This window comes from Pseudomonas sp. QE6 (genome assembly GCF_041379005.1).
In the GTDB taxonomy this organism is placed as follows: domain Bacteria; phylum Pseudomonadota; class Gammaproteobacteria; order Pseudomonadales; family Pseudomonadaceae; genus Pseudomonas.
Genome location: NZ_CP166873.1, coordinates 3,159,036 through 3,180,666, shown reverse-complemented (window position 1 = coordinate 3,180,666; position 21,631 = coordinate 3,159,036). Strand labels below are relative to the sequence as shown.

Sequence of the window (21,631 nt, the reverse complement as noted above, 5' to 3'; positions counted from 1 at the left end):
CCTCACGCGTCGACGCTGATGGTCGCCAGTTCCTGTCCCGGCTCGATCGGCTCGCCGTCTTCCACCAGGAAGGCCTGCAAGGTGCCGGCACGTTCGGCGAGCACTTCGGAAAACTGCTTCATCACCTCGACCAGCCCGATCACGCTGCCCGGCTCGACCCGCTGGCCCACCTCGGCATAGACGGCGGCATCCGGCGTCGGCTTGCGGTAGAAGGTGCCCGGCAGGGGCGACTGCACGTTATGTTCGGCCATGACTGTTCCTCTATTGTTCGAATGTGTGGATGGCAGATGCAGTAAGGGTTTCCCGTCGTGCGGGACGGCGCTCAGCGCGGCGCCTCGATGGCGATGCCCGCATCCAGCAGAGCAGCGCGGGTGGCCTGGACCAGCGCCAGTGCACCGGGGGTGTCGCTGTGGATGCAGACCGAATCGAAGGCGATCTCGATGTCGTCGCCCTCGACCGTACGCACGCGGCCTTCCTGGCAGGCCCGCAGCACCTTGGCGGCGACTTCCTGCGGGTCGAGCGCCTTGACCCGGCGGATGAAGACGATGGAGCCGCTGTTGTCGTAGTCGCGGTCGGCGTAGAACTCGCGCACCGTCGGCTGCCCCAGTGCCCGGGCGGCGCGCCAGGTGGCCGAGTTGGGCATGCAGAACAGCAGCAGTTCGGGGTCGATGCGCTGCAGGGTCTCGACGAATTCGCGGGCGGCCTGCTCGTCGCGCGCCAGGTGCATGTACAGCGCGCCGTGGGGCTTGATGTGCTGCAGCTTGGCGCCGTGCAAACGGGTGAACTCACGCAGGGCGCCGAGCTGGTAGAGCATGTCGTTGATCAGCTCGGTGGCGGGCGCGTTGATGTGCCGGCGGCCGAAGCCGACCAGGTCGCGGAAACCGGGATGGGCGCCGATGCCGACGCCGTGTTCGAGCGCCAGCTCGACGGTGCGGCGCATGATGTTCGGGTCGCCGGCATGGAAACCGGTGGCGATGTTGGCGCTGCTGATCAGCGGCATGATCGCCTCATCCACGCCATCGCCGATGGTCCAGGGGCCGAAACCTTCACCCATGTCGGAATTGAGATCGACTGTTTTCATCGCCGCGTGGCCCCTGTATTTGAATTTGTAAGGTCAGTGCGGTGACGTTAAGTCGCAGCGGCGGTATTGGGTAGATTTATTATCCGATAGACTAGTTTCTGAAAAATCGATACCTGCCGGAGCAATCCCATGGCTTTCACCCTGCGCCAGGTGCGCTACTTCGTCGCCACCGCCGAGGTCGGACAGATTTCCCAGGCGGCGGTGAACCTGCACATCTCGCAATCGGCGGTGACCAGCGCGATCCAGGAACTGGAAAACCTGCTCGGCGCCGCGCTGTTCACTCGCACGGCCCAGGGCATGACGCTGACCGACAACGGCCGGCACTTCCTCAACCACGCCTATTCGATCCTGCGCAGCGTCGACGACGCGCTGAACAGCCCACTGCCAGACACCCAGTTCAACGGCAGCCTGAACGTCGCCGCCAGCTACACCGTGATGGGCTACTTTCTGCCGCACCACCTGCAACGCCTGGCGCAGTGGTACCCGGACCTGCAAATGCACCTGCACGAACAGGAGCGGGTGGATATCGAGAAGGGGCTGCTCGACGGCCGTTACGACATGGCCGTGGTGCTGACCGGCAACCTGACCGAGCCGCAGATAGCCTCGGAAACCCTGTTCAGCTCGACTCGCCGGCTCTGGTTGCCCGCGCGCCATCCGCTCGCCGAACAGCCGGCGGTAACCCTGGCCGATGTCGCCGATCAGCCCTACATCATGCTCACGGTCGACGAAGCCGGTGAGTCCTCGTTGCGTTACTGGCGGGCCAGCGGGCAGGAGCCCCAGGTGATCCTGCGCACCAGTTCAGTGGAAGCGGTTCGCAGCATGGTCGCCAACGGCTCCGGCGTCGCCATTCTGTCCGACCTGGTCTACCGCCCCTGGTCGTTGGAAGGCAAACGCATCGAGACGCTGAGCCTGATCGATCCGATCCCCTCGATGAGCGTGGGCCTGGCCTGGCACCGGGAGCGCGAGCTGACGCCGGCCATACGGGCCTTCCGCGAGTACTTCCGGCAGTCCTTCCTGACCCCGCAACTGACCAGTACCAGACGTTAGGGAGACTCCGGAAACAGTCCTGACTGATCTGCTGAGATAGTGGCGCGCCGCAAACCTGAGCCAAGCCGTATTCCCATACGAGGCGATCGCCAAGCAATACCAGGCATGGGACAAATGCGGCAGGCAGACTGAGATCGTCGATCGGCCTGTTCAGCGAAGTGCGGTCCATGAGCGGCAGCGATGGGGCCGCCAGCGGCAGCAATCGGCCAGATTGCAGTCATCTGCAACGGCCGGATATCGAGGTCCGGAGACACCTCCTGCTGCGGCAACCGCTCGATCCAGAGCACATCCCCCAGCAACAGCGGATTTGCGTCTCCCGCTGGGCGGCCGGCTTCACACCACCGGCAACTTACCACCCGCCACATCGAGGATGACGCCTTCGATGCCCAGCACTTCCCCTGTCTCGGCGTAGATTCCCACCCCCTTCTCCCAGACGTCCTTGATCGCCCCGTCGGCGCAGCGGATGCGATACACCAGCTCGTAGGGCTCGCGGCGCAGCAGCGCCTGCTGTACCCCGGACCAGACGTATTCGGTGTATTCCTCGAGGATCAACGTGCTGTAGCTGTGCTCGTAGGTGTCAGTGAGGTACGCGGCGGGGTAGCCCGTCAGTTGCAGGCAGCCGGCGCTGATGAACTCCATGGTCCACTGACGGTTGTTGCGCCCTCGGTAGATCAGCCCCGGCAAGCCATCGAGCAGGCTGAGCGCACCGCGCTGGCTGGCCTCGATACGGGCGTCGGCGCGACGTCGACTGGTGGCGTCGTTGAGCGCCAGGTAGAAGGCTCCCGGTCCGGCACTCACTTGCAGGTCGAACCAGCGCAGGCGGCCATTCGGATCGATGAAGCGCAGGCAGCAGCTGACCGAGTCGTTCCCTTCGGCGGCCTGGCGCATTGCCGCGCGCCAGGCCGTGGCGTCCTCGCGATGCAGTTGGGCAAGCAGCTCCCGGCTGCCGCCGGGCCGCCCCATCTGCCGCACCCAGGCTGCATTGGCATGGACGATTCGGCCCTGGCGGTCGAGCCGCAGCAAAGCGATCGGATAACGGTCAGTCAGATCGGCAACCTCTGTCGGATGCGGGTCCATGCTCCCTCCCCTCACGACTGGCGGCTGCCGCGATGGACGCACGCCGCCAGCTCCAGGCGCGAGTTCAGGTTGAACTTGCGCAGCAGATTCTTCACGTAGATCTTCACCGTGCCGTCGCTGATGCCCAGCTCACGGGCGATCAACTTGTTGCTCAGGCCGTCGGCGATCAGCGCCAGGGTCTGCCCTTCGCGCTCGGTCAGATCGTCCGCCCCCGGCACCGACAGCGTCGGCTCGGCCAGCAGCGCGATCAGGCTGTCGTCCAGCTGCACCTTGCCGCGGTTGCAGGCGCGGACATAGTCGAGCAGCGCCTCGGGCTCGGTGTCCTTGAGCAGGTAGCCCTCGGCACCCAGGCGCAGCGCGGCGACCAGCTCGGCCCGATCGGCCTGGGCGGTCAGCACGATCACCTGGCTTTCCAGTTCCAGCTGGCGCAGTTCGTCAAGCACCTGCAGGCCCCCCAGGCCGGGCATGTGCAGGTCGAGGAGGATCAGTTCCGGGCTCAGTTGGCAGGCCAGGCTGATGCCCTCGCGGCCGCTGGAGGCCTGGCCGACCACGGTGAAGCCGCCGCACTCGCCGAACAGCTCGGCCAGGCCGCGGCGGAACAGCGGGTGGTCATCGATCAGCAGCAAGGTGGCGCTGTGCATCGGCGTTGTCCTCCGGGGTGATGGTGAGGCCGCACAGACGCAGGGCGACCTGCGTTCCCCGCGGCGGGATGCTCTGCACACTCAGGCTGGCGCCAATGGTCAGGGCCCGTTCGCGCATGATCGAGAGACCGAAATGGCCATGCGCCGCGCCGCCCTGCAAGCCGATCCCGTCGTCCTCCACCACCACCTGCAACTCATCGCGCAGCTGGCGCAGATCGATACGTGCGGTGCGCGCATGGGAGTGACGAACGATATTGGCCAGCGCCTCGCGGACGATCTGCAACACCTGCAGGGCCTGCTCGTCATCGAGCAGCTCATCGGGCAGGCGGTTGTCCAGCTCGAAGACGATGTTACTGCGCCGGCCGAACTCCTCCACCGACTCCAGCAATGACTGGCGCAGGCTGCGGCCATCGAGGCTGAGCCGGGCATTGCCGATCAGCTCGCGGACCTGGCGCTGCAATCCCTGCAGGCCGTGGCGCAGTTCGTCGAGCAGCGGCTCGGCCTTTTGCGGCTGGCGCAACTGGCCCTGCAGGCGGTTCGCCTGGAACGCCAGGAAGCCCAACTGCTGTGCCACAGAGTCGTGCAGCTCGCGGGCCAGCAGGGTGTCCTGGCCGTGCTGTTGCAGTCGCTGCCGGGCACGCTGGCGGGCTACGCCATGAACGCAGACCTCCAGCAGCGGCAACCAGTCGGCCAGCCTCTGCGCGCCGCGCCCCCGAGCCACCAGGGTGGCCTGGCCGTCATTCTGCAACGGCCAGAAGCGGCGCCATTCACCGCGTTCCCGACACGGCCCGCACCTCCCGGCCCGCAGTGTTGAAAGCTGGCGCAGCGGGCAGTCCGTCCTGTCGCAGAAGTCAGTCGGACGCTGCAGTGGCGCCACCAGGCCGGCCTCGTCCAGCAGCAGGTAAGGCCGCGCGGCCGGGTGCTCCTGCGCCAGTTCGGCGAGCAGGCGCGCAAGCGGCGCCCAGCTGCCAGGCTCATCCACCAGCCCCTGCAACAGAGCGACTTCCGCCCGTCGCGGCGCTCCCCTCGCGGCGCCGGCTTGCCATCGTCGCCGCCAGCGCTCCAGCCAACCGCCCGCCATCGCCATGCACGTTCCTCATCTGCCTGACCTGCAGGCAGCAACTTTCATGCCCCAAGGCGTCCGTCACCGCAGCAGTTACCCCTTTGGAGATATCACCTCCTGCGGATTGAGCGGTTATTCGCATCAGGAAAATATCTTCCCCAAGACGAAACATGAAAGAACGCCGCGCTCCACCTGCCAACGCGCACCAACTCAAGGCTGCGCGCCTCAGGATCGGGCACACCGGCAACCCACCGCGAGGAAGCCATGACCGCGAACGTACTTCCCGACAGCGCACCGCCGGTGCCCAGCCTGCCCCGTTACGACCAGCCGCCGCGCCTGGCTGGCAGCCAGGTGGTGCTGTTGCAGCAAACGGACGACCCCGCCAGCGCCGCTGTCCTCGCCGAACGCCTGAGCCTTTCTGCAGACGCCTTGCAGGTACTGGTGGCCGACGCACCGCAGGCAGGCGCCGCGCTGCTGGAGTGCCTGGCCGGTGCCAGCGTCGGCCTGCAGCTCTTGCTCAGTGGCGACGAAGCCTACCTCTGGCCCCTGCATGCCCTGGCCCGCCAGGCTGGCCTGCGCCCCGAGGAAATCCACCTGCTGAACCAGGGCGAAGCACGCCGCACCATCTACTGCGTGCACTGCACCGCGCTGCAGAGCGGCGGCCCCGCCGAGCAGCACGACTGCCAGCAGTGCGGTGTGCGACTGGAAGTGCGTCGCCATTTTTCCCATCGCCTGGGGGCCTACCTGGGCGTCTGCGCCGATGCCGACCATCCCTACGCGGAGGGACGCCCATGAGCGCCTGGTTCGATGTGCGGGTGAGCGCCGTGCGCGCCATCACCCCGGTTATCCGTGAATTCACCTTCGAAGCCTTGGACGGCACGCTGCCGGGATTTTCCTCCGGCAGCCACGTCCAGCTGTGCCTGCCCAATGGCGTGCGCAACGCCTACTCGCTGCTCGGTGATCCCGCCGAGACCGGCTACTACCGCATCGCCGTGCGCCGCCAGGAGCAATCCCGTGGCGGCTCGCGCTACCTGCACGAGCAGCTGCAGGTCGACGAGCACCTGCGCCTGGGCGCCCCGGCCAACCTGTTCGCCCTGCACGGCGAGGCGCGCCGGCACATCCTGGTGGCCGGCGGCATCGGTATCACGCCCTTCCTCGCCCACTGCCGCGAGCTGCTGCGCCGGGGCGCGGACTTCGAGCTGCACTACGCCTACCGCGCCGGCATCAGCGACGCGTACCGCGGCGAACTGCGCGAATTGCTCGGTGAGCGCCTGCACGAATACGACAGCGCGCAGCGCCCCCTGGATCTCAACCAGATCCTGCGTCAACGCCCGCTGGGCAGCCACGTCTACGCCTGCGGTCCGCAGCGCCTGCTGCTGGCCCTGCGCGAGCAAGCCGCCGCACTGGGCTGGTGCGACTCGCGGGTGCACTGGGAAGCCTTCGCCGCGCCCGAGCCAGGCCTGCCGTTCCGCGTCGAACTGGCACGCAGCGGCCGGCAGTTGGAGGTCGCGGCCGAGCAGAGCCTGCTCGAAGCCCTGGAAGCGGCCGACGTCGACGTCCCCAACCTGTGCCGCGGCGGCGTCTGCGGCCAATGCCAGACACGCTACCTCAAGGGCGAGGTGGAACACCGCGACCACTTCCTCGACGCCGGCGAACGCGCCAGCAGCCTGATGCCCTGCGTCTCGCGCGGCTGCGGGCCGATCCTGCTCGACCTCTAGGAGATCCGACGCCATGCCCACGACCCTCAAGCCGGTGGAGCGTTACCGCGAAGCCTTCACCTTCGCCAACAGCCCGGAGGCCATTCGCCGCTTTCCGTTCCCATTCCCGGAAGACCGCTACCAGTACTCGGTGAATATCGAGCCGGCGAAGTCGCGCGATCCGGGCTCGGTGTTCGAGCACCTGTTCGACATCGACGAACACTACCGCTCCGAAGTGACCGAGCGCGGCCTGGTACTGGAGCGCGACCCTGCGCGCTGCCTGGTCATGCCGCACATGCAGCCGGCCGCCTGGGACGCCCTGGCGCTGCTGATGGAAACCCTTGCGGCTGACTATCCGCAGTACTTCCAGCTGCACCGCGACGGCGATCAGTGGGAATGGTGCAACCTGGTGCTGGGCATCCGCCAGCGCTTCACCTACGGCGACGCCGCCACCCTGCCCTGCGAGCCGCTGGAGTACATCACCCGCCAGGTGCAGGGCGACTTCGCCCTGCTCGACCAGCGCGACGGCGACCTGTACATGGACGCCGGCATGGTCACCGGGCCGGCCGACTGGTCGCTGGCCTTCGATGCCGGCATGAGCTTCAAGCAATGGCATTCGCCAGTGCCGATGGCGCACCAGATGGGCGTGTTCGACCGCGCGCTGAAGTTCCTGCTGAACCTACAGGTCGGCCAGCCGGTGCGCCGGCTGAACTGGACCATGACCATCAACCCACGCCTGGACACCTCGCCCGAGACCTACCACGAGTGGGGCGCCGATCGCGGCAAGGTCACTGCGCAGAACGCCGGCGAGCTGGTGCACCTGCGCGTAGAGCTGCAGACGATGGCGCGCCTGCCGCGCAGCCACGCCGTGATGTTCAGCATCCGCACCTACCTGATCAGCATGGACGAGCTGGCCACCCAGCCGCACTGGGCGCAACGCCTGCACCGCGTGCTGCGCGACCTGCCCGCCGCCATCGCCGACTACAAGGGCCTGACCCGCTACCGCCCTGCCCTGCTCGACTGGCTGCGGCCCTACGACTCCCAAGCCTGAATCGCCCCCAACAAGAGGATTCCCACATGGCCAACTCCTGGCGCACCAGCGCCCTGCGCGAGCGTCACCTGGCGCTCGGCTCGCAACTCGAAGACTGGAACGGCATGGGTACCGCCTGGACCTATGCCACCGACCTCGCCGACCACCACGAAGCGATCCGCACCCGCGCCGGGCTGATGGACGTCTCCGGCCTGAAGAAGGTGCACTACGTCGGCCCGCACGCCGAAAGCCTGCTGGACTGGGCCACTACCCGAGACATCTCCAAGCTCTATCCGGGCAAATCGGTGTACGCCTGCATGCTCGACGAAGACGGCAAGTTCGCCGACGACTGCATCGTCTACCGCACCGGCCCCAATGCCTTCATGGTGGTGCACGGTGCCGGCATCGGCCATGAGATGCTCATCCGCTCGGCCCAGGGCCGGCAGGTGGCGGTGCTGTTCGACGACGACCTGCACGACCTCTCGCTGCAGGGCCCGCGCGCAGTGGACTTCCTCGCCGAGCACGTGCCGGGCATCCGCGAGCTGCCGTACTTCCATCACCTGCAGGGCAAGCTGTTCGACCGCCCGGTAATGATCTCGCGCACCGGATACACCGGCGAGCGCGGTTACGAGATCTTCTGCAAGGCCGCCGACGCCCCGGCGATCTGGGACGGCATCCTGGCCAGGGGCGCGGACCTGGGCATCATCCCCTGCGCCTTCACCGCACTGGACTGGCTGCGGGTGGAGAGCTACCTGCTGTTCTATCCCTACGACAACTCGCAGATGTACCCCTTCGCCGACGAGAAGGCCGGCGATAGCCTCTGGGAGCTGGGCCTGGACTTCACCGTGTCGCCCGGCAAGCAGGACTTCCGCGGCGCCGGCGAGCACTACCGGCTCAAGGGCCAGGAGCGCTTCCGCATCTTCGGCGTGCTGCTCGACGGCGAACAGGCGGCCCAGGCCGGCGACACACTCTGGCACGCCGGCCAGGAGGTCGGCCTGATCACCTGCGCCATGTACTCACGCCTCACCGGCCGTTCCATGGCCATCGCCCGCATGACCACCGACTGCGCCGAACAGGGCATGCCGCTGCAGGTACGCGGCAGCCTGCAGGTGAACGCCATCGCCCACACCCTGCCCTTCGACGACCCCGAGAAGAAGAAGCGCACTGCCAAGGGCTGAGCCTTGCCCGCCCGGTGCGCCGGGCGGTTCCCCACACCGACGCGAGAACCCCCATGAGTCCCCACTACATCCTCACTATCGACTGCCCGGCGCGCTCCGGAATAGTCGCCGCCGTCAGCACCTACCTGGTCGGGCGGCAGTGCTACATCAGCGAACTGTCGCAGTTCGACGACGAGATCACCGGGCGCTTCTTCATGCGCGCCGTGTTCCGCTTCGACACCGGCGCGCAGGGCGACATCCAGGCCCTGAGCGACGGCTTCGAGGACATCGCCGTGCCCTTCGACATGCACTGGCAGCTGCACGACGGCAACCAGCCGATGCGCGTGCTGCTGATGGTGAGCAAGTTCGACCACTGCCTGTCCGACCTGCTCTACCGCCACGCCAAGGGCGAGCTGGACATGCGGATCACCGCCATCGTCTCCAACCACCTCGACCTGCGCCCGATGGCCGAACGCGAAGGCATCCGCTTCGTCTACCTGCCGGTGACCCGGGACACCAAGGCCGAGCAGGAAGCCGCACTGATGCGCATCGTCGACGAGACCGACACCGAGCTGGTGGTGCTCGCCCGCTACATGCAGATCCTCTCCGACGACCTCTGCAAGCAGCTCTCCGGCCGCGCGATCAACATCCACCACTCCTTCCTTCCCGGCTTCAAGGGCGCCAAGCCCTACCACCAGGCCTACGAGCGCGGCGTGAAGCTGATCGGCGCCACCGCCCACTACGTCACCTCCGACCTCGACGAGGGCCCGATCATCGAGCAGGAAGTGCAGCGCGTGGACCACGCCTACAGCCCAGAGGCGCTCGTCGCCATCGGCCGCGACACCGAGACCGTGGCCCTCTCGCGAGCCCTGAGACTCCACCTGGAACACCGCGTGTTCATCAATCGCGACAAGACCGTGATCTTCTCCTGACCCCCCCAAAAAAAATCCCGAACCTGGAGTACCGGACATGAAGCAACGAGTCGCCATCATCGGCGCCGGCCCCAGCGGCCTGGCCCAGCTGCGAGCCTTCCAGTCGGCGCGGGACAAAGGCGCCGACATCCCCGAACTGGTCTGCTTCGAGAAGCAGGCGGACTGGGGAGGCATGTGGAACTACACTTGGCGCACCGGCCTGGACGAGCATGGCGAACCGGTGCACGGCAGCATGTACCGCTACCTCTGGTCCAACGGACCGAAGGAATGCCTGGAGTTCGCCGACTACAGTTTCGACGAGCACTTCGGCCGGCCCATGGGCTCCTATCCCCCGCGCGAGGTGCTCTGGGACTACATCAAGGGCCGCGTGGTGAAGGCCGGCGTGCGCCCCTACATCCGCTTCAACACCACGGTGCGCGACGTCGCCTGGGATGCCGCCAGCAGCACCTTCGAGGTGACCGCCCACAGTTACGACGACGACCGCACCTACAGCGAGCGGTTCGACTACGTGGTGGTCGCCAGCGGCCACTTCTCCACCCCCAACGTGCCGCACTTCCCCGGCTTCGAGAGCTTCGCCGGGCGCGTGCTGCACGCCCACGACTTCCGCGATGCACTCGAATTCCGCGGCAAGGACGTGCTGATCGTCGGTGCCAGCTACTCGGCCGAGGACATCGGCTCGCAGTGCTACAAATACGGCGCGCGCTCCATCACCAGCTGCTACCGCAGTGCGCCGATGGGCTACCAGTGGCCGGAGAACTGGGAAGAGAAACCGCTGCTCACCCACGTCAAGGGCAGCACCGCGTTCTTCGCCGACGGCAGCAGCAAGCACATCGACGCGATCATCCTGTGCACCGGCTACAAGCACCACTTCCCCTTCCTCCCCGAAGAGCTGCGGCTCAAGACCGGCAACCGTCTGTGGCCGCTGAACCTCTACAAGGGCGTGTTCTGGGAGCGCAATCCGAAGCTCATGTACCTGGGCATGCAGGACCAGTGGTACAGCTTCAACATGTTCGACGCCCAGGCCTGGTACGCCCGCGACGTCATCCTCGGGCGCATCGCCCTGCCCGGACTTGCCGCCATGCAGGCTGAGGACCTGGCCTGGCGCCAGGAAGAAGAGACCCTGGAGAACGCCCGCGAGATGTTCGAGTTCCAGGGCGAGTACATCCGCCAGCTGATCGAAGCCACCGACTACCCGAGCTTCGACATCGCCGAGGTGAACCGCACCTTCCTGCAGTGGAAGCACGACAAGTACGAAAACATCATGGGGTACCGCGACAAGTGCCACCGTTCGCTCATCACCGGAACCCTGGCTACGCCACATCACACGCCGTGGCTGGATGCCCTGGACGACTCGCTGGAGGCCTACCTGGCCGATGCTCCGACGCCGGCACTGAGCAAGGCGCTTTGAGTCCGCCGCGGGGCGGCCAGCCGCCCCGCCATCCTGTCCGGTACGGAGTCACCGCATGAACCTGCCCATCGTCAGCCGGCCCCATGAGCCGGCGCTTTTCGCCCGCGCACCCGCATTGGAACGGCACCGGGTCGCGCCCGGCGGCCTGACGGTAATCAGCCTGGAGGCCGGTGACCGGCTCCAGGTGATCGACCTCGAAGGCGACCAACCGGCCGAGCTGCTGGCCTTTGCCGCTGGCGGCCGCCCCGCCCTGGCGGAACTCGGCCTGTCACCCAGCCCAGGAGCGGCGTTCATCCATCAGGTGCTCCACGACGGCAGTCGCGAGGCCGACCACGTCTGTGCAGGGCTGGCCCGGCGCGGCATAGATTGCCGCCATCTACCCAGCCCCGCTCGGCTCTGGCCGGCTGGAACCCCCGCCGGGTTCAGCCGTACCCTGGAAGGCGGCGCGGCGCTGCTGGTCCTGGTCGCGGCGCCCGGCGGGCGCACGCCGGTCGATGCCCAGACACGGGCCAGCGAACTGCGTCTGCTGGTGCATCGCGCCAACCCGCAGCACCTGCTCGCTCCGCCGCTGCCCGCGCCGCTGGGTGAGGTGGTGGACGAATTCACTATCCGTCCCGGCACGGCCAGCGCCTACACAGTCGCCGCCGGCCAGTTCATCCAGGTGCTGGATGTCGCCGGCCGGCAATGCTCGGACTTCGTCGCCTTCGACCGCCGTGGCCTGGACAGCGGCCGCGAGATCGACCTCGACCCCACCGTCACCCGCACCCTGAACGGCAACGCCTACCCGGGCCCCGGCCTGTTCAGCCGCTTTTATGATCGCCACCTGCAACCCATGCTCGAGGTGGTGCGCGACACCGTCGGCCGCCACGACACCTTCGCCCTCGCCTGCACCGCGCGCTACTACGAGGCGCATGGCTACTTCGGCCACGACAACTGCAGCGACAACCTCAGCCGCGTCCTTGCCGCCCATGGCGTGCAGGGCCGTGCAGGCTGGCCGGCGATCAACTTCTTCTTCAACACCGGGGTCGATGCGCACCAGCAGCTGACCCTCGACGAACCCTGGTCGCGTCCCGGCGACTACGTGCTGCTGCGCGCCCTCACCGACCTGGTCTGCGCCAGCAGCTCCTGCCCGGACGACATCGACCCGGCCAACGGCTGGCAGCCCACCGATATCCATATCCGCGTGTACAGCGAAAAGGAGCGTTTCAGCATCGCCATGGCCAATCGCAAGACTCCCGACGCCGACCCTCAACTGACCCGCGAGAGCGGCTTCCATCCGGGCACCGCCGCCCTCACCCGCCAGTTCGTCGACTACCGAGGCTTCTGGACGCCTACCCACTTCGACGGCTACGGCAGCATCGAGGAATACCACGGCTGCCGCGAGAAAGTGGCGGTGATGGACCTGTCCGCCCTGCGCAAGTTCGAAGTGCTCGGGCCGGACGCAGAAGCACTCCTGGACTACTGCCTGACCCGCGACGTGCGCAAGCTGGCGGTCGGCCAGGTGGTGTATTCGGCGATGTGCTACGAACACGGCGGCATGCTCGACGACGGCACCCTGTTGCGCCTGGGGGCGGACGCCTTCCGCTGGATCGGCGGCGAGGACTACGCGGGCGACTGGCTGCGCGAACAGGCGCAGAAGCTGGGCATGAAGGTGTGGATCAAGAGCGCCTCGGAGCAGATCCACAACATCGCCGTGCAGGGCCCGCTGGCCCGCGCGCTGCTCAAGGACATGGTCTGGACGCCGGGCACCCAGCCACGCCTGGAGGACCTGGGCTGGTTCCGTTTCCTCACCGGTCGCCTCGACGACTACAACGGGCCGCCGCTGATGGTCTCGCGTACTGGCTACACCGGCGAGCTGGGCTACGAGGTCTGGTGCCATCCGGACGACGCCCTGCAAATCTGGAAGCGCCTCTGGCAACTGGGCGAGCCGCTGGGCCTGGTGCCACTCGGCCTGCATGCGCTGGATACCCTGCGCATAGAGGCCGGGCTGATCTTCGCCGGCTACGAGTTCGACGACCAGACCGATCCCTTCGAAGCCGGCATCGGCTTCTGCGTACCGCTCAAGAGCAAGCAGGCCGACTTCATCGGCAGGGATGCACTGCTACGGCGCAGTACCAACCCGCAGCGCCGCCTGGTAGGCCTGGAACTGGAAGGCAACGAGATCGCCGCCCACGGTGATTGCGTGCATGTCGGCCGCGCCCAGGTCGGTGTGATCACCAGCGCCACACGCTCGCCGCTGCTGGGCCGCAACATCGCCCTGTGCCGGCTGGACGTGGGCTACTGCGAGCCCGGCACCCTGGTGGAAGTCGGCAAGCTCGACGGCCAGCAGAAGCGCATTCGCGCGCGGGTCGCCGCCGGCACCGTGGCCTACGACCCGGACAAATCCCGCGTGCGAGGCTGACGCGCTTCTGGAGAGGGTTTTGCAAGGGCCCTCGTGCACCGGCTCGCCGCGCGCGGGCCCTCCGCCTCACCCTTCCAGGAGATTGGGCCGATGTGGTTCAGCAAGGATTCTCGCAACCTGGCCGACGACCTCGGCCAGTGGCTCGACCAGCTTTCCAGCAACTCCGATGCAACGCTGCCGCAGCGCTGCGACCCGCAACTGCTCGCCCGCCTGGAACGCCTGCAACGCGACTGGCGCGACCTGGTGGACTTCCGCCGACACACCGCACTGCAGGCGCCGCCACCCTGCACCGCCGAGGAACACGCCGCTCTCACACGGCGCCTCGGCGATGCCCAGGACGAGGGCCGCCGGCTGCGCGAGGAGCTCGAAGAACAGCAGCGCCAGTTGCTGGAGCTGGAAGCCGAACGCCGCCAGTGGCGGGAGGACCGCGATGTCTGGGCGCTGACCCAGCGCACCCTCACCGAGGGCTGCTGGGCGATGAACGTGGTCAACGGCGACCCCGACCATCCGCAGAACCTGATCCGCTGGTCCGAGCAGTTCCGCGAACTGATCGGCTACCGTCGCGAGGAGTTCCCCGATGGCTGGGACAGCTATTTCGGCGTGGTCGACGCAGAAGACCTCAAGGGAGTGATGCAGGCGTTCGGCGCTGCAATGGCGGACAAGGACGGAGACGGCTCCTACGTGGTGGAGTACCGCATGCGCCACAGAACCCGGGGCCCGCTATGGTTCCGCGAACGCGGTCGTTGCCTGCGCGACGAGCGCGGTCGCCTGCTGTACGTCACCGGTGCGGTGCGCGAAATCAGCGACGAGAAGGCCGCCGCCAGCCTGCACGAGCGTGAACAGCAGAACATCCAGACCACCTACGGGCAGATCGCCCAGGTCGCCGGGGTCATCCGCGCCATCGCCGAGCAGACCAACCTGCTGGCACTCAACGCCGCCATCGAGGCCGCACGCGCCGGCGACCAGGGACGCGGCTTCGCGGTGGTGGCCGACGAAGTGCGCAATCTCGCGCGGCGAACCCAGGAATCGGTGCAGCAGATCCAGTCGATGCTCAAGCAGCAGGGTTGAAACCCAGAGGCCGGGGTGACCCGGCCTGCCCCTGCCCGACGCACTAAGCCGCCTGCATGCTCCCCACCATCTTCAACCCCACGATACCGCCGACGATCATCACCAGGCACAACGCCTTCAGCGCACCCAGCGGCTCGCCAAGGAACAGCGTGCCGTAAGCCACCGTTCCCAGAGTGCCGATACCGACCCACACGGCGTACGCCAGCCCCAGCGGCAGGTCGCGCACTGACAGGCTCAGCAGGTAGATGCTCAGGGCCAGGAACACCCCGCAGTAGAGGCTCGGCCAGAGCCGGGTGAAGCCCTCGGTGCGCGGAATGATCGAGGCGTACAGCACCTCGCAGAGCCCCGCCAGGATCAGGTAACCCCATCCGTTCAACCACACCATCGGCACGCCCTCCTCGGCAAGAAAAGGAACGCCGACGCAAGCGTCGGCGCGGGGTATGAGGCAAAGGCTCAGACGGCGTCTTCGCCCAGTTCGCCGGTACGAATGCGCACGACGCTTTCCAGGTCCTGGACGAACACCTTGCCGTCACCGATCTTGCCGGTGTGCGCCGCCTTCAGAATGGTGTCGATGGCGGTCTGGCAGTGGGCGTCGCCAATGACGATTTCCAGCTTCACCTTGGGCAGCAACTCCACCACGTATTCGGCGCCACGGTAGATTTCCGAATGGCCCTTCTGCCGGCCATAGCCCTTGACCTCGGTGGCAGTCACGCCGCTGACCCCGGCCTCGGTGAGTGCCTGGCGCACATCGTCGAGCAGGAAGGGTTTGATGATCGCGGTAATCAGTTTCATCACAGCGATCCTCAGTTGGAGTACTTGTAGCCGACTTCGCCGTGGGCGGAGAGATCCAGCCCGTCGACTTCCGCTTCTTCATCCACGCGCAGGCCGCCGCACAGCGCCGCCGCCACCTTGAAGGCGATGAGGCTGGTGATGCCGGAGAACACCACGCTGAAGAGGATCGCGCCGCCGTTGACCAGCAGTTGGCCGAACAGGTCGCGGCCTTCGGCAAAACCCTGGCCGCCGATGGCCACGAGAGCGAACACCGGGGTCAGCAGGCCACCGAGGATGCCGGCGACGCCATGCACGCCGAACACGTCGAAGGCATCGTCCAGGCCGATCATCGGTTTGAGCTTGTCCACCGACCATACGCACACCGGGCCGGCGATCAGACCCAGCAGGATGGCGCCCATGGGGCCGACATAGCCACAGGCGGGCGTGATCGCCACCAACCCGGCGATAGCGCCGGAGACCGCGCCGAACAGGCTCGGCCGGCCACGATGCTGCCACTCGACGAGCATCCAGGCCAGCGCGCCGGCACAGCTGGCGAGCATGGTGTTGACCATCACCAGCATGGCGAAGCCGTTGGCCGCCAGGGCGCAGCCGCCGCAGAAGCCCAGCCAGCCGACCCACAGCAGCGACCCGCCGGTGAGGGTCATGGTCATGTTGTGCGGGGCCAGGGTCGGGGTGCCGAAGCCGCGACGGCGGCCCAGCAGCCAGGCGCCCACCAGCGCAGCGATGCCGACGTTGAGGTGCACCACGTTGCCGCCGGCGAAGTCCTGCACGCCGAGGTTGAACACCCAGCCGCCGCCCCAGGCCATGTGCGCCATGGGGATGTAGTTGATGGTCAGCCAGACCGCCATGAACACCATGACCGCGGCGAACTTCATGCGTTCGGCGAAGGCGCCGACGATGATCGCCGGGGTGATCGCGGCGAACAGCAGCATGAACAGGAAGTACAGGTACTCGGGAATGGTGCCCACCACCGAATCCTTGGTGATGCCGAGTAGGAACAGCTTCTCCAGGCCACCGATCACCGACTGCAGCGAACCGCCGTCGGTGAATGCCAGGCTGTAGCCATAAACGGCGAACAGCACCGACATCAGCGAAGCGGTGCAGAACACCTGCATGAGGATCGACAGCACGTTCTTGGTTCGTGCCATGCCGCCATAGAACAGCGCCAGGCCCGGCAGGGTCATCAGCAGCACCACCAGCGAACAGAGCGCGACGAAGGCGGTGTCGCCGCTGTTGATCGCCGGGGGAGCCTCGTCCGCCATGGCGGCGACGCTACCGAACAGCAGGGAAAGGCCCAACATACTGCGGCTCATAGGTGAAAACCGGATCATTGCCTGTTGCCTCCAACCGACGGGGACGGTTCCGGACCGCTGTCGGTGGGCGGGCCGGTGTTCGGTGCCTTCGGGATGCGCTGCTCCGCCTTCCTGTGGGGCAATTTAATTTCCCCATAGGCATAGCAATTGGCCTGCCAAGGTCGCTGGAGCGCTCGGATATTTCAGCTATCCCATTGAGTGGAAATGAATTATTTCCCTGACCGGGGTGAAGGCGGGAGTCGGGCGGGATGAGGACACGCATTTTCTTGGTGCGAATTTGAATTTCCTGCCAGTCAATATGGCGGCGCACTGCGACGGCGCTGGTTGGTTCGGCGCTGCACGGCCTCTGGAGGACGAAGTCGGCGTCTGCATACCGCCACAGGACTGATCGCCAGCGTGGGCATTCCCCCTGAAGCAGAGGCGTGCGAATCGCGGGCATGGCCCGCACCTGCAAGGGATACCTGGGCGAAAAAAAGGAAGGCCGGCGATCGCTCGCCGGCCTTCTGCACTGACGTGAAAGAAGATCAGTACTGCACTTGCCCCGGCACCCAGCTGGTGCCCGCCAGCGGCACGCGGGCCATGGCGGCGGCTTCCACGGTGAGCGCCACCAGGTCCTCGGGGTCGAGGTTGTGCAGGTGCGACTTGCCGCAGGCGCGGGCCATGGTCTGCGCCTCCAGCACCAGCACGCGCAGGTAGTTGGCCAGACGGCGGCCGGCTTCCACCGGGTCCAGGCGCCTGGACAGCTCCGGGTCCTGGGTGGTGATGCCGGCCGGGTCGCGGCCGTTCTGCCAGTCGTCGTAGTAGCCGGCGGCGGAACCGATCTTCTTCAGTTCGTCGTCCAGGCGCGGATGGTTATCGCCCAGCGCCACCAGCGCTGCGGTGCCGATGGCCACCGCATCGGCACCCAGCGCCATGGCCTTGGCAACGTCGGCGCCGTTGCGGATGCCACCGGAGACAATCAGCTGCACCTGGCGGTGCATGCCCATTTCCTGCAGGGCCTGCACGGCCTGCGGAATGGCCGGCAGGATCGGGATGCCGACATGCTCGATGAAGACTTCCTGGGTGGCCGCGGTGCCACCCTGCATGCCGTCGAGGACGATGACGTCGGCACCGGCCTTTACCGCCAGCTTGACGTCGTAGTACGGGCGGCTGGCGCCGATCTTCACGTAGATGGGCTTCTCCCAGTCGGTGATCTCGCGCAGCTCGGCGATCTTGATCGCCAGGTCATCCGGGCCGGTCCAGTCCGGGTGGCGGCAGGCGCTGCGCTGGTCGACGCCGATCGGCAGGGTACGCATGCCGGCGACGCGTTCGGTGACCTTCATGCCCAGCAGCATGCCGCCGCCGCCCGGCTTGGCGCCCTGCCCCAGGACGATCTCGATGGCATCGGCCTTGCGCAGGTCGTCCGGGTTCATGCCATAGCGCGACGGCAGGTACTGGTAGACCAGGTGTTGCGACTGGCCGCGTTCTTCCGGGGTCATGCCGCCGTCGCCGGTGGTGGTGCTGGTGCCGGCGATGGTCGCGCCACGGCCCAGGGCTTCCTTGGCATTGGCCGACAGTGCGCCGAAGCTCATGCCGGCGATGGTCACCGGGATCTTCAGGTGGATCGGCTTCTTGGCGAAGCGGGTGCCGAGCACCACGTCGGTGCCGCACTTCTCGCGGTAGCCTTCCAGCGGATAGCGCGACACGCTGGCACCGAGCAGCAGCAGGTCATCGAAGTGCGGCAGCTTGCGCTTGGTGCCGCCGCCGCGGATGTCGTAGATGCCGGTCTCGGCGGCACGCTGGATTTCCTGGATGGTCAGGCGGTCGAAGGTGGCGGACTCGCGCAGCACCGGGGTGTTTTTCTCGCTCATGGGAATTCCTCGCTGCGGGTCAGTACGCGGATGCGTTGTCGACTTTGAAGTTGTAAAGCTGGCGGGCCGAGCCGTAGCGCTTGAAGCTGGCCGGGTTCTCGTCGAAGCCGGCGCGATTGAGCAGCTCCTGCAACTCTTCCAGGTGCTCGGCGCGCATCTCCTTCTCGATGCAGTCCGAACCCAGCGACTTCACTTCGCCCTTGACGTAGATGCGCACCTCGTAGAGCGAGTCGCCCAGCGCATCGCCGGCGTCGCCGCAGACCACCAGGCGTCCGGCCTGGCCCATGAAGCAGCTCATGTGGCCGATGCTGCCGCGGACCACGATGTCCACGCCCTTCATCGAGATACCGCAACGCGCGCCGGCATCGCCCTCGATCACCAACAGCCCGCCGTGGGCGGTAGCGCCGGCGGCCTGGGAGGCGCTGCCCTTCACCCGCACGCTGCCGGACATCATGTTCTCCGCGACGCCCACACCGACGTTGCCGTGCACGGTGACGCTGGCCTTCTGGTTCATGCCCGCGCAGTAGTAGCCGGCGTGGCCCTGGATATCCACGGACACCGCCTGGTTGATGCCCACGGCGAGGTTGTGCTTGCCGTCCGGGTGGCTGACCAGCCACTCGCGGTCCTCCACTTCGCCGTGCAGGGACTGGTTCAGTTCGCGCACCGAGGCGCTGGAAAGGTCGATGGTTTTCATAAGGGTCTCCAGAATGTTCTGCTCGGTGCGGATCAGGCGCTCTCGCGCTCCCAGACATACAGGGTGGCCGGCTCCGGCTCCCAGACGCGCGCCTTGTCGATGCCCGGCAGGCTGGCCAGGGCCTGGTACTCCGAGGCCATGGCCACGTAGTCGTCGGTCTCGGCCAGCACCGCCGGTTTGCAGGCGATCGGGTCGCGGATCACGGCGAAACCGTTGCGGGTGCCGATGGCGAAGGTGAAGAAGCCGTCCAGATCGTTCAGCGCGCCGTCCAGGGCCTGGGCCAGGCTGTCGCCCTGGCGCAGGCGCCAGGTCAGGTAGCCGGCGGCCACTTCGCTGTCGTTGTCGGTCTCGAAGGTGATGCCTTCGCGCTTGAGCTCCTGGCGCAGGCGGAAGTGGTTGGAGAGCGAACCGTTGTGCACCAGGCAGAGGTCGGCGCCGGTGGAGAACGGGTGGCTGCCCTCCATGGTCACCGCGCTCTCGGTGGCCATGCGGGTGTGGCCGATGATGTGGCTGCCCTTCATGCCGGCGAGGCCGAAGCGCTGGGAGATTTCCTCCGGCAGGCCCATGCCCTTGAGGATTTCGATGCTCTGCCCGGCGCTCATGATGCGCACCGCCGGAGCCAGTTCGGCCAGGGCATCACGCACGGCGGACTCGTCGCAGTGGATTTTCAGCACGGCAGCGCTGGCGTTCTGGAACCAGTCCAGCGAGCAGCCCAGGCGGGCTTCCAGGGCGCCCATCAGCTCGGCCCAGGGATAGTCGGCATCGGTCGCCTGCAGCGTCAGCTTGACCCAGCCGTCGGCCACTTCGTCACCGTAGATGGCGAAGCCGGCACTGTCCGGCCCACGGTCGGTCATGGCCTGCAGCATGGGTTCGAAGAGCTTGCCCAGCTGGGCTTCGAGCTCGGGTTTCTTCAGATAGAGGCCTACGATTCCGCACATGGTTCGTCTCCTTCGAGGCAGCAGGCGACCGCCGCTTGTGTTCACGGTCGCCCAGAGGGGTAAAAGGGGGTGCGCCCGGCGGGCGCGGCGATCAGAAGAATTCGGTGTAGCGCTGGATCTCCCAGTCGGAGACGTGGCGGCTGTACTCCACCCACTCCATGCGCTTGAGCTTGATGAACTCGTCGACGATCTCGGCGCCGAGCACCTCGCGGAACAGCGGGTCGGCCTCCAGCGCGTCGGCGGCCTCCTTCAGTGACTGCGGCAGGGTATTGATGCCGCGCGCGGCGATCTCTTCCAGGCTGAGGTTGTAGAGGTTCTCGTTGCACATCGGGCCCGGGTCCAGCTGGCGGTCGATGCCGTCGAGGCCGGCGGCGATGATCGCAGCGGTGACCAGGTAGGGATTGCAGCCTGCATCCGGCAGGCGGAACTCCAGGCGGCCGTAGGGGATGCGCACCATCGCCGAGCGGTTGTTCGCGCCGTAGGCGATGAAGGCCGGGGCCCAGGTGGCGCCGGACAGCGAGCGGCCAACCACCAGGCGCTTGTAGGAGTTCACCGTGGGCGCGGCGAAGGCGCACAGTGCGGGGCCATGGGCCAGCAGGCCGGCAGCGAAGTGATAAGCCAGCTTCGAAAGCCCCATGCCGCTGGGATCGGAAGGGTCATGGAAGAGGTTCTTGTTGGTGGCGCTGGCGATCGACAGGTGGAAGTGCATGCCGTTGCCGGCGCGCTTCGGGTCGGGCTTGGGCATGAAGGAACAGATTATGCCCAGGTCGTTGGCGATCTCGCCGGCGGCCATGCGGAAGAAGGTGAAGCGGTCGGCCGACTCCATGGCGTCGCTGTAGGTGTAGTTGATCTCGAACTGGCCGTTCGCGTCTTCGTGGTCGATCTGGTAGATGTCGAAGCCCACCGGCTGCAGGGCCTCGGTCAGGCGCTCGAGGAACTCGCGGGAACGCGACAGCCCCTTGTAGTCGTAGCAGGGTTTGTCGAGGTTGTCGGAAGCGTCTACCAGTTGCAGGCGGCCTTCGCCATCGCGGCGGAACAGGCTGAATTCCGGCTCCAGACCGGTATTGAGCACCCAGCCCTTGTCCGCCAGGCGTTGCACCTGCTGCTGCAGGACGAAGCGACTGTCGTAGGGGTGCGGCTTGCCGTCGACATGGCCGATGCAGACCACCCGGCCGTAGCCCGGCTGCCAGGGCACCGGGATCAGCGTGGAGAGGTCGCCGCGCGCCATGAAGTCCGGGCCGTGCGGCTCCATGCCCATGCCGCAGATGGCGAACCCGGCGAACCCGGCTCCCTCCTCGGCCACGGCCTTGAGGCCGGTCACCGGCACCGACTTGGTCTTCGCCGCGCCATGTATATCGACGAACTGCGCCAGCACGTACTTGATGCCGTGCTGGTCGATGGTGCGCTGGGTTTCGCTTGGCAACATGGGTGATCACTCCGGG

Annotated in this window: 20 protein-coding genes and 2 pseudogenes; 10 read left to right on the top strand and 12 right to left on the bottom strand. The window is 66.9% G+C overall.

Features of this window, described 5'->3' with window-relative positions; all coding sequences use genetic code 11:
- Positions 1–2: 2 nt before the first annotated feature.
- Positions 3–251, bottom strand: a complete 249-nt coding sequence (locus ACAW63_RS14795; protein ID WP_371226339.1) for an acetyl-CoA carboxylase — start codon at positions 249–251, stop codon at positions 3–5.
- 71 nt (positions 252–322) lie between these two features.
- The gene (locus ACAW63_RS14790; protein ID WP_371226337.1) at positions 323–1,081 is read right to left on the bottom strand and encodes a 5-oxoprolinase subunit PxpA; all 759 of its coding nucleotides are present in this window, start codon (positions 1,079–1,081) and stop codon (positions 323–325) included.
- Positions 1,082–1,210: 129 nt separating this feature from the next.
- On the opposite strand from ACAW63_RS14790, the gene ACAW63_RS14785 reads away from it, so the two are divergent.
- A complete protein-coding gene (locus tag ACAW63_RS14785) occupies positions 1,211–2,128 on the top strand; it encodes a LysR family transcriptional regulator (protein ID WP_371226335.1) in 918 nt (305 codons plus the stop codon).
- Between the two features lie 333 nt (positions 2,129–2,461).
- Here ACAW63_RS14785 and ACAW63_RS14780 read toward each other — a convergent pair whose 3' ends face one another.
- The 3 genes from ACAW63_RS14780 to ACAW63_RS14770 are packed head-to-tail and all read right to left on the bottom strand — an operon-like array spanning position 2,462 to position 4,933.
- Positions 2,462–3,205 carry a PAS domain-containing protein gene (locus tag ACAW63_RS14780; RefSeq protein ID WP_371226334.1) on the bottom strand — a complete coding sequence of 248 codons (744 nt, stop codon included), beginning with the start codon at positions 3,203–3,205 and terminating at the stop codon, positions 2,462–2,464.
- 11 nt (positions 3,206–3,216) lie between these two features.
- Positions 3,217–3,846 (bottom strand): response regulator, encoded by a 630-nt coding sequence (locus ACAW63_RS14775; RefSeq protein ID WP_371226332.1) that lies wholly within the window; start codon positions 3,844–3,846, stop codon positions 3,217–3,219.
- The gene (locus ACAW63_RS14770; protein ID WP_371226330.1) at positions 3,815–4,933 is read right to left on the bottom strand and encodes a sensor histidine kinase; all 1,119 of its coding nucleotides are present in this window, start codon (positions 4,931–4,933) and stop codon (positions 3,815–3,817) included. The genes ACAW63_RS14775 and ACAW63_RS14770 overlap by 32 nt, the downstream gene beginning before the upstream one ends.
- Before the next feature lie 240 nt (positions 4,934–5,173).
- Here ACAW63_RS14770 and ACAW63_RS14765 point away from each other — a divergent pair, with 240 nt between their 5' ends.
- The 9 genes and pseudogenes from ACAW63_RS14765 to ACAW63_RS14725 form a co-directional block, all read left to right on the top strand.
- The gene (locus tag ACAW63_RS14765) at positions 5,174–5,704 is read left to right on the top strand and encodes a dimethylamine monooxygenase subunit DmmA family protein (RefSeq protein ID WP_371226328.1); all 531 of its coding nucleotides are present in this window, start codon (positions 5,174–5,176) and stop codon (positions 5,702–5,704) included.
- Positions 5,701–6,627, top strand: a complete 927-nt coding sequence (locus ACAW63_RS14760) for a 2Fe-2S iron-sulfur cluster-binding protein (RefSeq protein ID WP_371226326.1) — start codon at positions 5,701–5,703, stop codon at positions 6,625–6,627. Before ACAW63_RS14765 ends, ACAW63_RS14760 begins: the two co-directional genes overlap by 4 nt.
- 13 nt (positions 6,628–6,640) lie before the next feature.
- Positions 6,641–7,657: a DUF3445 domain-containing protein gene (locus tag ACAW63_RS14755; protein ID WP_371226324.1), complete on the top strand. Its 1,017-nt coding sequence runs from the start codon at positions 6,641–6,643 to the stop codon at positions 7,655–7,657.
- 26 nt (positions 7,658–7,683) lie between these two features.
- Positions 7,684–8,814, top strand: coding sequence for an aminomethyltransferase family protein (locus ACAW63_RS14750; protein WP_371226322.1), 1,131 nt, complete (start codon positions 7,684–7,686; stop codon positions 8,812–8,814).
- 53 nt (positions 8,815–8,867) lie between these two features.
- Positions 8,868–9,725: a formyltetrahydrofolate deformylase gene (purU, locus tag ACAW63_RS14745; RefSeq protein ID WP_371226320.1), complete on the top strand. Its 858-nt coding sequence runs from the start codon at positions 8,868–8,870 to the stop codon at positions 9,723–9,725.
- Positions 9,726–9,762: 37 nt separating this feature from the next.
- A complete protein-coding gene (locus ACAW63_RS14740; RefSeq protein ID WP_371226318.1) occupies positions 9,763–11,133 on the top strand; it encodes a flavin-containing monooxygenase in 1,371 nt (456 codons plus the stop codon).
- A gap of 55 nt (positions 11,134–11,188) precedes the next feature.
- Positions 11,189–13,534: a DUF1989 domain-containing protein gene (locus tag ACAW63_RS14735; RefSeq protein ID WP_371226316.1), complete on the top strand. Its 2,346-nt coding sequence runs from the start codon at positions 11,189–11,191 to the stop codon at positions 13,532–13,534.
- 90 nt (positions 13,535–13,624) lie between these two features.
- Positions 13,625–14,263 (top strand): annotated as a pseudogene (locus ACAW63_RS14730) (PAS domain-containing protein); the annotation flags it as partial.
- 141 nt (positions 14,264–14,404) lie between these two features.
- Positions 14,405–14,599, top strand: a pseudogene (locus ACAW63_RS14725) (methyl-accepting chemotaxis protein); the annotation flags it as partial.
- Positions 14,600–14,645: 46 nt separating this feature from the next.
- Here the strand turns inward: ACAW63_RS14725 and ACAW63_RS14720 are convergent.
- From ACAW63_RS14720 to glnT, 7 genes are all read right to left on the bottom strand, one after another.
- Positions 14,646–14,987, bottom strand: a complete 342-nt coding sequence (locus ACAW63_RS14720; protein ID WP_217985780.1) for an SMR family transporter — start codon at positions 14,985–14,987, stop codon at positions 14,646–14,648.
- A 68-nt stretch (positions 14,988–15,055) separates the two neighbouring features.
- Positions 15,056–15,394 carry a P-II family nitrogen regulator gene (locus ACAW63_RS14715; protein ID WP_217985781.1) on the bottom strand — a complete coding sequence of 113 codons (339 nt, stop codon included), beginning with the start codon at positions 15,392–15,394 and terminating at the stop codon, positions 15,056–15,058.
- Positions 15,395–15,405: 11 nt separating this feature from the next.
- Positions 15,406–16,725 carry an ammonium transporter gene (locus ACAW63_RS14710; protein WP_217985782.1) on the bottom strand — a complete coding sequence of 440 codons (1,320 nt, stop codon included), beginning with the start codon at positions 16,723–16,725 and terminating at the stop codon, positions 15,406–15,408.
- A gap of 506 nt (positions 16,726–17,231) precedes the next feature.
- On the bottom strand, positions 17,232–18,557 hold the full coding sequence (locus ACAW63_RS14705; RefSeq protein ID WP_371226313.1) for an FMN-binding glutamate synthase family protein: 1,326 nt from the start codon (positions 18,555–18,557) through the stop codon (positions 17,232–17,234).
- A 19-nt stretch (positions 18,558–18,576) separates the two neighbouring features.
- Entirely contained in the window at positions 18,577–19,251 is a 675-nt protein-coding gene (locus ACAW63_RS14700) for a protein glxC (RefSeq protein WP_371226311.1), read from the bottom strand.
- A gap of 32 nt (positions 19,252–19,283) precedes the next feature.
- Positions 19,284–20,189 (bottom strand): class II glutamine amidotransferase, encoded by a 906-nt coding sequence (locus ACAW63_RS14695; RefSeq protein ID WP_217985785.1) that lies wholly within the window; start codon positions 20,187–20,189, stop codon positions 19,284–19,286.
- Positions 20,190–20,280: 91 nt separating this feature from the next.
- Positions 20,281–21,615, bottom strand: a complete 1,335-nt coding sequence (glnT, locus tag ACAW63_RS14690) for a type III glutamate--ammonia ligase (protein ID WP_371226309.1) — start codon at positions 21,613–21,615, stop codon at positions 20,281–20,283.
- Positions 21,616–21,631: the final 16 nt, after the last annotated feature.

Coding starts and splice junctions, on each gene's coding strand:
- ACAW63_RS14765 (WP_371226328.1), top strand. CDS start 5,174: ATGACCGCGAACGTACTTCCCGACAGCGCACCGCCGGTGCCCAGCCTG.
- ACAW63_RS14705 (WP_371226313.1), bottom strand. CDS start 18,557: ATGAGCGAGAAAAACACCCCGGTGCTGCGCGAGTCCGCCACCTTCGAC.
- ACAW63_RS14695 (WP_217985785.1), bottom strand. CDS start 20,189: ATGTGCGGAATCGTAGGCCTCTATCTGAAGAAACCCGAGCTCGAAGCC.
- ACAW63_RS14785 (WP_371226335.1), top strand. CDS start 1,211: ATGGCTTTCACCCTGCGCCAGGTGCGCTACTTCGTCGCCACCGCCGAG.
- ACAW63_RS14700 (WP_371226311.1), bottom strand. CDS start 19,251: ATGAAAACCATCGACCTTTCCAGCGCCTCGGTGCGCGAACTGAACCAG.
- ACAW63_RS14720 (WP_217985780.1), bottom strand. CDS start 14,987: ATGGTGTGGTTGAACGGATGGGGTTACCTGATCCTGGCGGGGCTCTGC.
- ACAW63_RS14790 (WP_371226337.1), bottom strand. CDS start 1,081: ATGAAAACAGTCGATCTCAATTCCGACATGGGTGAAGGTTTCGGCCCC.
- ACAW63_RS14715 (WP_217985781.1), bottom strand. CDS start 15,394: ATGAAACTGATTACCGCGATCATCAAACCCTTCCTGCTCGACGATGTG.
- purU (WP_371226320.1), top strand. CDS start 8,868: ATGAGTCCCCACTACATCCTCACTATCGACTGCCCGGCGCGCTCCGGA.
- ACAW63_RS14775 (WP_371226332.1), bottom strand. CDS start 3,846: ATGCACAGCGCCACCTTGCTGCTGATCGATGACCACCCGCTGTTCCGC.
- ACAW63_RS14735 (WP_371226316.1), top strand. CDS start 11,189: ATGAACCTGCCCATCGTCAGCCGGCCCCATGAGCCGGCGCTTTTCGCC.
- ACAW63_RS14710 (WP_217985782.1), bottom strand. CDS start 16,725: ATGATCCGGTTTTCACCTATGAGCCGCAGTATGTTGGGCCTTTCCCTG.
- ACAW63_RS14795 (WP_371226339.1), bottom strand. CDS start 251: ATGGCCGAACATAACGTGCAGTCGCCCCTGCCGGGCACCTTCTACCGC.
- ACAW63_RS14740 (WP_371226318.1), top strand. CDS start 9,763: ATGAAGCAACGAGTCGCCATCATCGGCGCCGGCCCCAGCGGCCTGGCC.
- ACAW63_RS14780 (WP_371226334.1), bottom strand. CDS start 3,205: ATGGACCCGCATCCGACAGAGGTTGCCGATCTGACTGACCGTTATCCG.
- ACAW63_RS14755 (WP_371226324.1), top strand. CDS start 6,641: ATGCCCACGACCCTCAAGCCGGTGGAGCGTTACCGCGAAGCCTTCACC.
- ACAW63_RS14760 (WP_371226326.1), top strand. CDS start 5,701: ATGAGCGCCTGGTTCGATGTGCGGGTGAGCGCCGTGCGCGCCATCACC.
- ACAW63_RS14770 (WP_371226330.1), bottom strand. CDS start 4,933: ATGGCGATGGCGGGCGGTTGGCTGGAGCGCTGGCGGCGACGATGGCAA.
- glnT (WP_371226309.1), bottom strand. CDS start 21,615: ATGTTGCCAAGCGAAACCCAGCGCACCATCGACCAGCACGGCATCAAG.
- ACAW63_RS14750 (WP_371226322.1), top strand. CDS start 7,684: ATGGCCAACTCCTGGCGCACCAGCGCCCTGCGCGAGCGTCACCTGGCG.